The sequence below is a fragment of the Rhodoferax sp. genome (assembly GCF_039922535.1).
Classification (GTDB): Bacteria; Pseudomonadota; Gammaproteobacteria; order Burkholderiales; family Burkholderiaceae_C; genus Rhodoferax_B.
Window position 1 is genome coordinate 1 of sequence record NZ_JBDTEM010000219.1, and the last position, 9,081, is coordinate 9,081.

Below are 9,081 nucleotides of genomic sequence, written 5' to 3' on the forward strand. Positions count from 1 at the left end.
GTGATGACGTAGGTGAGGTTCAGCCGCGCGAACTCGTACTGCCGCGGCACGGGCTGGCTGATCAGGCCGCCCTCGGCCAAATGCTCCAGCAGCCAGTCGTAAAACGGCCGCTGGTCTTCAAATTCCAGCGTGCAGATGCTGTGGGTGATTTGCTCCAGCGCGTCTTCGATGGGGTGGGCGAAGGTGTACATCGGGTAGATGCACCAGGTGTCGCCGGTGTGGTGGTGGGTGGCACGGCGGATGCGGTAGATGGCCGGGTCGCGCATGTTGATGTTGGGGCTGGCCATGTCGATTTTGGCGCGCAGCACCATGGAGCCGTCTTCGTGCTTGCCGTCGCGCATTTCGCGGAAGCGGGCCAGGTTTTCTTCGGGCGTGCGGGCTCGAAACGGGCTGTCTACGCCGGGCTTGCCGAAGTCGCCGCGGTTGACGCGCATTTGCTCTACGGTTTGCTCGTCCACATAGGCGTGGCCTGCGGTGATCAGGGTTTCGGCGGCGGCGTACATGAAGTCGAAGTAGTCGCTGGCCTGGTAGGGTGCGGCACTGTAGTCGCCCAGGCTGCCGTTCCAGTCGAAGCCCAGCCATTTGACCGAGTCGATGATGCTGTTGACGTATTCGGTGTCTTCTTTTTCGGGATTGGTATCGTCAAAGCGCAGGTGGCATACGCCCCCAAAATCGCGCGCCAGGCCGAAGTTGAGGCAGATGCTTTTGGCATGGCCGATGTGCAGGTAGCCGTTGGGTTCGGGCGGGAAGCGGGTGCGGATTTTGGCCGGGTCGGGCTGGCCTGCGGCGTGGTGGGCGGCATCGCCCGGGCTGCCAGCCCAGCGGCGGCTGGCGTAGGTGCCCGCGGCCAGGTCGGACTCGATGATTTGTCGCAAGAAGTTGCTGGGCTTGGCGGCCTCAGCGGCTGCAGTGGCGGGTGCTGGGGAGGGGGTAGGTGCGCTCATGCTCTGATTTTAGGGGCGCGGACCGCACTGTTACGTTTGGCAACCCTTCTGTGGGCACCTTTGTCCACCAGATGCGGTCTATCGCGTTGTCAGTAGTAGGAAGCAATGCGCTTCTGGAATCGCAACAAGGAGATCTGTATGAAGTTCCAACGTTTTATGTTCGCCGCCGTGTTGGCCATCAGCGCACTCGGCGCGGCCAGCGTGGCGCAAGCGCGCAGCGATGTGTCTTGGTCGATTGGTATCGGCGTGCCCGGCGTGCAGGTGTACGGCGGTAATCCCCAGCCGGTGTATGTGCAACCCGCCCCGGTGTACTACCAGCAACCTGCGCAGGTGTACTACCAACCTGCGCCGGTGTACGTGCGGCCTGCCCCTGTGTATTACCAGCCACAGCCCGTGGTGTACCAACGCCCTCCTGTCTATGTGCAGCCGCAGGTGGTGTACGCGCCACCCCGCTGGGGCCACCATCGGCACTGGAATGAAGGCCGTGGCAACGACTGGCGCCGTTAATAAGCTGGCAACTTAGAACGCGTTCAACCTGAACACGTTCTAGGGCCGCTTGGTCATCTCGTGCAGCATGGCGGAGAACTGCTCGGCCGTTTCGTGCTGCACCATGGATGGCCCGATCAGCGGCGGAAACCAGAAGCCCGGCAGCACCTCGGCGTGGTAGGTCAGCTTGGTGCCGGAGCCGTCGGGCTCCAATTGCATCAGGCTTTCCATGCGCTGGATGTTGCCGCCCACGCCGTGGGCCCGGATCTCGTGCGTGGGGACCAGGTGGATCTCGCGCACCGACTCAAATTTGGTCGAGAAAAATCCATACTTGGCCACGCCTTTTTGGGTGACTTTGAGCTGGTTGTCGCTGCGGTCGCTGACCTGGCTGCTGGTCAGGTTGGGCACAAAGTCGGCCATGTGCTCAAAGTCGGTCAACACCGCCCAAGCCCGGGCAGCGTCCACCGGCACATGGATCACCATGTCCACCGTGAACGCACCGTTAGCGCGCTCGACGTGCACATCGCTGTCGGCCACTGCAGCGGGCGCGTCGGCTGCCAGGGCCACGGGTACCGGACACAGCAGCGCGGCCAGAGCCAAGGCGGCCATGGGCCTCAAAAATAATTGGTACGACATGTTGGGCCTCCAAAGTGCCTCTGGCGCATATTGCACCTGCGCAGCCAGCTATCAATTTAGGAGTTTTTAGAGTGCACCTGTTTGCGCGTGCCGCGGCGGCCCTGCATCACATCTTGGGCACCATTTGTCCACGGATTTCGCCACCCTTGTTGGCGGCGGTGTGCACATTGGCGTACCACTTGCCGGCCAGCAGGTCGGCGGCTTGCGCGGGGGTCAGGGTGGCTTGGCCTTCCAGCGGGCTGGTGGTGCCGGTAAAGGGTACGACCACACCGGCGTTCGACCCAGGCGCAGCCGGGCCGTGGAAATGGGCGGCGGTAGCGGGGCCGGTCAGGCCCGAAAAGCTGACTTTCCAGGTGAGCAGATTGGTGTCTTTGTTCAGCCAGGCTTCGGCCGTGCCGGTGCCGGAAGAGGCCGTAGCAGGCACCTCTTGGGCGGCGGTCATTTGCGCGGTCAAAGTCACTTTGTTGGAGGCTTGCATGGAGCTGCAACCTGCGATGCCCATGGCCAGAATGGCGGTGGCAAAAAGGGATTTGGTGAAGCTGCGGTGGGTGACCATCATGGGTGTCTCCGGTAGGAATGATTTTCTCGGGTTGCCTTGGTTACAGGCCGCGCTTCCAAGGCAAAAATCAGTCTAGCACCGCAACGGCTACCCCGTGCTGGCGGGGTCTTGCCCGGCTTTATTTGTAGTACGCCTCGACCTTGCCCTTGACCTTCATCAGCAGCGGATGGCCTTTGCGGTCGCGGGTTTTGCCTGCGGGCACTTTGACCCAGCCTTCGCTAATGCAGTATTCCTCGACGTCCACGCGCTCCTGGTCGTTCAGGCGGATGCCGATGTCGTGCTCGAACACAGCGGCCACGTGGTGGGGGCTGCGCGGGTCGGCGGACAGGTGGTCGGGCAAGGCGGGGCGGGAGGTGGTGTCGGTCATGTGTGTTTTTGAAAAAAAAGGAATCACCGCTATTTTCCCGGATTTAGCGGCGGCCCCAGCCGGGCCGGGCCGAACGCCGTAGACTCCTGCCTCCTGAGAGCGTAAACACGCTCTGGGCCCCTCTACTCCAACCTACCCCAACCTAGAAATACACCATGTCCTTGTCCCTCCACCAAGCCTCTGTTTCCCTGTTTACCCAAATCCTGGGCGGCCTGAGCACTGTGCTGCAAAAAGCCGAAGCCCACGCGGCCGACAAGAAGATCGACCCCAGCGTGTTGCTGCAGTCGCGCCTGTTCCCCGACATGTTTGCGCTGACCCGCCAGGTACAGATCGCTGCCGACTTTGCCAAGGGCGGTGCCGCCCGTCTGGCCGGTGTGGACGTGCCTGCGTACGAAGACACCGAAGCCAGCTTTGCAGACCTGCAAGCCCGCATCGCCAAAACCCTGGCGTTCATCCAAAGCCTGCCCGCGGCCGACATCGAAGCCGGTGCCGACCGCACCATCGTGCTGCGCCCCGGTACCCCCAACGAGAAGACCCTGGTGGGCACCAGCTACCTGCTGAACTACACCCTGCCGCACTTCTTCTTCCACACCACCACCGCCTACGACATCCTGCGCCACAACGGCGTCGAAGTCGGCAAGAAGGACTTTGTAGGCTCTTTCTGACCCGCGTACGCGCAATGGCGGCGCGGGCTGTCTTTACCAGGGATACCGCGGAACCGGCTTTGCCGGGCCGCTGGTATCGCCCTCTGCAAGGGGGTTGGCGCAAGACGCGTAGCACTGGAGTCTGGGGGTGAGCCTCATCCTTGCCCCGATGGAAGGGCTGCTGGACTTTGTGCTGCGCGATGTTTTGACGCGGGTAGGCGGTATTGACCGCTGCGTGTCCGAGTTCATCCGCGTCACCAACAGCTTGCTGCCCGAGCGGGCTTTCATCCGCGTGGTGCCCGAGCTGCTGAACGGCAGCCGCACGCTGGCCGGGGTGCCGGTGCGGCCACAGTTGCTGGGCTCGGACCCGGTGTGCCTGGCCGAAAATGCCGGGCGCTTGGCCAGCCTGGGCCCCATGGGTGTGGACCTGAACTTTGGCTGCCCGGCCAAGGTGGTGAACCGCCACGGCGGCGGCGCAGCCCTGCTGGATGAGCCGGAGCTGCTGGTGAAGATTGTGGCGGCGGTACGGCGTGCTGTGCCTGCGCACCAGACCGTGTCGGCCAAGATGCGGCTGGGTTTCAACGACGACAGCCGGGCCGTGGAATGCGCGCTGGCTATCGCCGAGGCCGGGGCCACCGAGATCGTGGTGCACGCCCGCACCAAGGCCGATGGCTACCGCCCGCCCGCCTACTGGGCGCGCATCCACGACATCCGCCAGGCCGTGCGTATCCCGGTGGTGGCAAATGGCGAAATCTGGACGGTAGACGATGCCCGCCGCTGCCTCAAAGCCTCGGGCTGCGACACTCTGATGCTGGGGCGCGGCATGGTGACCGACCCGGGCCTGGCCTTGGCCATTCGGGCTGACTCCGATGCGATGCACCTGTCCTGGGCCGATTTGCAACCGCTGGTCGCCGCCTTTTGGCAGCTGGTGTGCAGCCAGCTGGAGCCGCGCTCGCGGGCTGGGCGGCTGAAGCAGTGGTTGAACTTCTTGCGCCGCCAGTACCCCGAGGCCGAAGTGGCTTTCTTGGCGCTGCGGGCGGAAACCGACCAGGCCAAAGTGACTGCCTGGTTGACTGAAAATAAGCACTAAATCAACCGCTGGAGCAGATGGCGTCTGCGCAGGCAGCTATCTATTTAATAGCTTTAGCTGTACACCATGAAGTTTCGGGTAGCCCGCCTGCTGGCTTGTTTTTGCGTGGCTTCGACCAGCAGGGCGGCGAGCTGGGTGGCCAGTTCGGCTTGCAGATCGTGCAGTTTGGGCATGTCCACGGCCTGTCCGTTCACCGGTCCTTTGGCCAGTACTTGGCTGTGGTCGCGCAGGCGCAGGATGGCGGTGCCCACGGCGGTGAAGGCGGGCAGTTGGCCGTACTGCGTGCTACCGCGCTGGGCATACCAGTTGCCAAAGCGGGCCGGGTAGTTGGCCTCGGCATCGGCGGGGTGGGCGGCGATGCTGGCGACCCAGGTTTGGTGGTCGTGCTCGGCCAGCAGCAGGGGGAAGTCGGCGGTGTCCCACTGCATGGCCCCCCAAGCGCGCCAGGCTTTGCCGGGGATGAAGTTGGCGGCCCAGGCGGCCACCGTGTCGGCCGGCATGGGGCGGGCGATGCCGTAGCCCTGGGCCAGGTCGCAGCCCAGTTGCAGCAGCAGCAGACCGTGTTCCACGGTTTCCACACCCTCGGCGATGACCTGTCGGTTGAAGGCCTTTGCCAGGCCGACCACGGCTTCCACCAGGGTCAGGTCGTCGGGGTCTTCCAGCATGTCGCGCACAAAGGCCTGGTCGATCTTCAAGGTGTTGGCGGGCAGGCGTTTGAGGTAGGCCAGGGACGAGTAGCCGGTGCCAAAGTCGTCCAGCGCAAACTGCACACCTAGCTGCTGGCAGGCGGCCATCACGTTGCGCATGTGCTGCACGTCTTCCAGTGCGGCGGATTCCAGAATCTCCAGCTCCAGCATGCTGGGCGATACCTGTGGAAATGCCGCCAGGATGCTGCCCAGCCGGTCCACAAAATCGGGCTGCTGGAAGTGGCGCGCGGCGATGTTGACGCTAACCACCCAGTGCAGGCCTTGCGCGGCCCACTGCTGCATCTGCTGGAGTGCCTGCTGCAGCACCCATTCGCCGATATCGATGATCAGGTCGGTGTTTTCCACCAGCGGCAAAAAGTGGTACGGGCCGACCACGCCTTGGTCGGGGTGCTGCCAGCGCAGCAGGGCTTCCATGCCAAACACGGTGCCGGTGCGCATGTTTAGCTTGGGCTGGTAGTACAGGCGCAGTTCGCCGTCTAGCAGGGCCTGGTGGATGCGGGTGCGCTGGTGGTGGTGGGTTTGCACCTCTTGGTCGCGCTGGGCATCGAACAGGTGGCTGCGGTTGCGCCCGGTTTGCTTGGCCTGGACCATGGCCTGGTCGGCGTGGCGCAGCAGGGTGTCCAGGTTGGTTTCGCTGTGCATTTCACCGCGCGGCGTGACGGCGATGCCGATGCTGGTGGTGAGGGCTATGGTCTGGTCGTCGATTTGGTACGGCGCGGTCAGCAGCGCCTGTACCCGGTCTACCTGCTGCTGCACCTCGGTCAGGTCGTTTTGGTCTTTCAGCAGCAGTACAAATTCATCGCCGCCCAGGCGGGCCAGGCCGTGGTCGTCCCCGGCAAATTCGGTCAGCCGCTGGGCCACCTGCTGCAGCAAGCGGTCGCCGCAGCTGCTGCCGTAGCGGGTGTTGATGGGCTGGAAATGGTCCAGGTCCAGCAGGCACACGGCCAGCAGTTTGTGGTGGTGGCGGGCTTGCAGGATGGCCAGGTTGAAGGGCTCTTCCATGGCGGCGCGGTTGTGCAGGCCGGTGAGCACGTCGTGGCCGATCTGCCACGAGATCTCCTGAATCAACTGGCGCTTCTCGCTCACATCGCGGAACACCAGCACGCAGCCCATGGCGGTGCCGTCGGCCTGGCGTATCGGTGCGGCGGTGGTTTCAATGGCGATGCGTTCGCCCGACGGGTGCAGCAGCGTCTGGTGGGTGGCGTGCACCACGCTGGTGGTTTGGTACAGCGGGGTTTGCTTGGCATGGCCCGCAGCCCAGCCAGGCTCCTCCAGTAGCTCAAACACCTCACCCAGCGGGTGGCCCAGGGCCTGCTGGTGGGTCCAGCCGGTGAGCTGCTGGGCCACGGCGTTCAGGCTAAGGATGCATCCGGCCAGGTCGGTGGTGATGACGGCATCGCCAATCGACGACAGAGTGACTTCGGCGCGCTCTTTTTCAATTTGTAGAGCGGCCTGGGCGTGGGTGAGCGATGCCACCAGAGTCTGCACCTCACCCGCCATATTGTTGAAGGTAGTGGCCAGGGTGCGGGCCTCCAACGGCCCGGTCACCTGCATGCGCGTGGCCAGGTTGCCGCGCTGAAACTGCTGGGTCGCCACGGCCAGCCGCTGCAGCACGCGGCGGTTGATGCGCAAGACCCAGAACATCAGGCCCAGAATCGTCAATATGCTACCGGCACCAATCCACAGCTGCACGCGGACCCGGCTCCAGGCGCTGTTGAATGCAAAAACCGGGCTGATTTGCACCGTCAGCTCGCCGCTGTGGCCGCCGGTGCTTGTGACATCCAGGCGGGCGGTATACGGGGCAATCTGCAACCAGGTCACAAACCACGCCGGGTATTGCGCCTGGGCTGGCTGCAGGTTGTGTGATTCCAGCGTTTGCGCGCCAGAATGCCACCGCAGCATGGCGATATCGGGATTGGATTGCGACTCGGTGCGCAGTAAAGTGGCCAGCGGCTCGGCGCTGTCGCTCTCCATCATCTGCGCTATGGTGGGTACTAAGTATTTTTGGACCCACTGCACTTCCTGCGCAAAGTGGGCCTCGGCAGAGCGGGTCTCGATCTTCACCATTAACTGGTAACGCACGGTGCCCACCACCACGATCAGCAACAAAATCGGTAAAAACAGGCGTGTGGTGGTGCTGAGCGTGAGCCACGCAGGAGCTTCATCTCGGGTCTTGGGCATGGAGTCAGGGGGGCGCTCAGAATAGTCTGGGCTCGGTTTTATCACACTCAATGTAACTTTATGTAACATGAAAAAACAAACTTACACAGAGCCGGGTGCGATGGGCCCATCTGGGGCGAGGTGCTGGCCGCCGTTGCAGGTGCCAAACCCATTAAATCTCGGGCCAGCGATTATCGGTCATGCATGTATCGCTATGTAAAGCATAGTATTGAAGGGCTCTTTTAGCGGCCCAGACATAAAACGACACAAACCGATACCGCCCCGAGAGGACGCGAGGCACCCGCCCCGGCACCATTGGAGCCTTGTTTAACCCCTTTATTTCACAGGATCCACACCATGCCATCCACCTTTAAAAGAACCCTCAAAAGAACCTTATTCGGCATCTTCGGTGCTAGCCTGCTGGTCGGTGCCCTCAGCGCTTGCGCCGGTCGCGGCGAGCACGCCTGGGGCGGCCCGATGAACGAGCAGCGCGCGGCCGAGTTCCGCGTCAAGATGATAGAGAAAGTCGGCAAAAAGCTCGACCTGAACGACGCGCAAAAGCAACTGCTGGGCACCCTGAGCGACACGCTGCAAGCCCAGCGCAAAGCTTTGATGGGCAACAGCACCGACCCGCGTGCCGACATGCAGGCCCTGGTGGCCGGGACGCAGTTTGACCGCAGCAAAGCCCAGGCCATGGTGGAAGAAAAAACCGCCGCCCTGCGCAGCCAAAGTCCCCAAGTGATTGCCGCCGCCGCCAACTTTTTTGACGCGCTAAACCCCACTCAGCAACAACAGGTGCGCGATTTCATGCAGCGCCGGGGCGGCTGGTTTCGCCACGGCGGATAGGACGATGGCCTATGCCCAAAATCCTGCTGATTGACGACGATGCCGATCTCGGTGGGCCACTGGGCGTGTACTTTGCGCGCTTTGGCTTGGCACTGGACTGCGCACTGACCCCCAGCGCCGGTCTGGCCTTGCTGCGCCAGGGCGGTTTTGACGCGGCCATTCTGGACGTGATGCTGCCCGAGATGGATGGCTTTGCGCTGTGCCGCGCCATCCGCAAAGACAGCGACATCCCGGTCGTCATGCTCACCGCCCGTGGTGAGGTGATGGACCGGGTGGTCGGCCTGGAGCTGGGGGCTGACGACTACCTGCCCAAACCTTTCGAGCCCCGCGAGCTGGTGGCCCGGCTGCTGACGGTGCTGCGCCGCCAGCGCGTGCCCGATACTGGCTACTTGCTGCAGTTCGAAGGCTTGGTGGTCGATCTGGACAAACGCAGTGTGCTGCGCCAGGGCGGGTTGGGTATGGAAGCACTGGACCTGACCAGCACCGAATTTGAATTGCTCACCTTGCTGGCCCGCGAGCCCGGCAAGGTGTTCAGCCGCGACGACATCCTGAACCGTCTGCGTGGCCACGAGGTAGACCTGCAAACCCGCGCTGTGGACCTGCTGGTCAGTCGCCTGCGAAAAAAGCTGGAGCCGCTGGACT

The 9,081-nt window shown here is 63.2% G+C and carries 10 protein-coding genes; 5 read left to right on the forward strand and 5 right to left on the reverse strand.

What is annotated here, in order from left to right; genetic code table 11:
* On the reverse strand, positions 1-944 hold a 944-nt coding region (locus ABI213_RS10425; protein WP_348026973.1), incomplete at its 3' end, for a glutamate--tRNA ligase family protein.
* 138 nt (positions 945-1,082) lie between these two features.
* Here ABI213_RS10425 and ABI213_RS10430 point away from each other — a divergent pair.
* Complete coding sequence (locus tag ABI213_RS10430; protein WP_348008818.1) at positions 1,083-1,451, forward strand: hypothetical protein; 369 nt, start codon at positions 1,083-1,085, stop codon at positions 1,449-1,451.
* Positions 1,452-1,490: 39 nt separating this feature from the next.
* Here ABI213_RS10430 and ABI213_RS10435 read toward each other — a convergent pair whose 3' ends face one another.
* From ABI213_RS10435 to ABI213_RS10445, 3 genes are all read right to left on the reverse strand, one after another.
* Positions 1,491-2,066: an SRPBCC family protein gene (locus ABI213_RS10435; protein WP_348008817.1), complete on the reverse strand. Its 576-nt coding sequence runs from the start codon at positions 2,064-2,066 to the stop codon at positions 1,491-1,493.
* 106 nt (positions 2,067-2,172) lie between these two features.
* Complete coding sequence (locus tag ABI213_RS10440) at positions 2,173-2,622, reverse strand: CHRD domain-containing protein (protein ID WP_348026977.1); 450 nt, start codon at positions 2,620-2,622, stop codon at positions 2,173-2,175.
* A 121-nt stretch (positions 2,623-2,743) separates the two neighbouring features.
* Complete coding sequence (locus tag ABI213_RS10445; protein ID WP_348008816.1) at positions 2,744-2,992, reverse strand: DUF3297 family protein; 249 nt, start codon at positions 2,990-2,992, stop codon at positions 2,744-2,746.
* A gap of 155 nt (positions 2,993-3,147) precedes the next feature.
* On the opposite strand from ABI213_RS10445, the gene ABI213_RS10450 reads away from it, so the two are divergent.
* Together ABI213_RS10450 and ABI213_RS10455 are read left to right on the forward strand one after the other, a co-directional pair.
* Complete coding sequence (locus ABI213_RS10450; RefSeq protein ID WP_348008815.1) at positions 3,148-3,657, forward strand: DUF1993 domain-containing protein; 510 nt, start codon at positions 3,148-3,150, stop codon at positions 3,655-3,657.
* Between the two features lie 127 nt (positions 3,658-3,784).
* Positions 3,785-4,726 carry a tRNA-dihydrouridine synthase gene (locus tag ABI213_RS10455; protein ID WP_348008814.1) on the forward strand — a complete coding sequence of 314 codons (942 nt, stop codon included), beginning with the start codon at positions 3,785-3,787 and terminating at the stop codon, positions 4,724-4,726.
* 53 nt (positions 4,727-4,779) lie between these two features.
* On the opposite strand, the gene ABI213_RS10460 is transcribed toward ABI213_RS10455, so the two are convergent.
* Positions 4,780-7,614 (reverse strand): EAL domain-containing protein, encoded by a 2,835-nt coding sequence (locus tag ABI213_RS10460; RefSeq protein WP_348008813.1) that lies wholly within the window; start codon positions 7,612-7,614, stop codon positions 4,780-4,782.
* Positions 7,615-7,950: 336 nt separating this feature from the next.
* On the opposite strand from ABI213_RS10460, the gene ABI213_RS10465 reads away from it, so the two are divergent.
* The gene (locus tag ABI213_RS10465) at positions 7,951-8,439 is read left to right on the forward strand and encodes a Spy/CpxP family protein refolding chaperone (protein WP_348008812.1); all 489 of its coding nucleotides are present in this window, start codon (positions 7,951-7,953) and stop codon (positions 8,437-8,439) included.
* 11 nt (positions 8,440-8,450) lie between these two features.
* Positions 8,451-9,081, forward strand: a 631-nt coding sequence (locus tag ABI213_RS10470) for a response regulator transcription factor (protein ID WP_348026975.1), incomplete at its 3' end; no start/stop codon positions are given.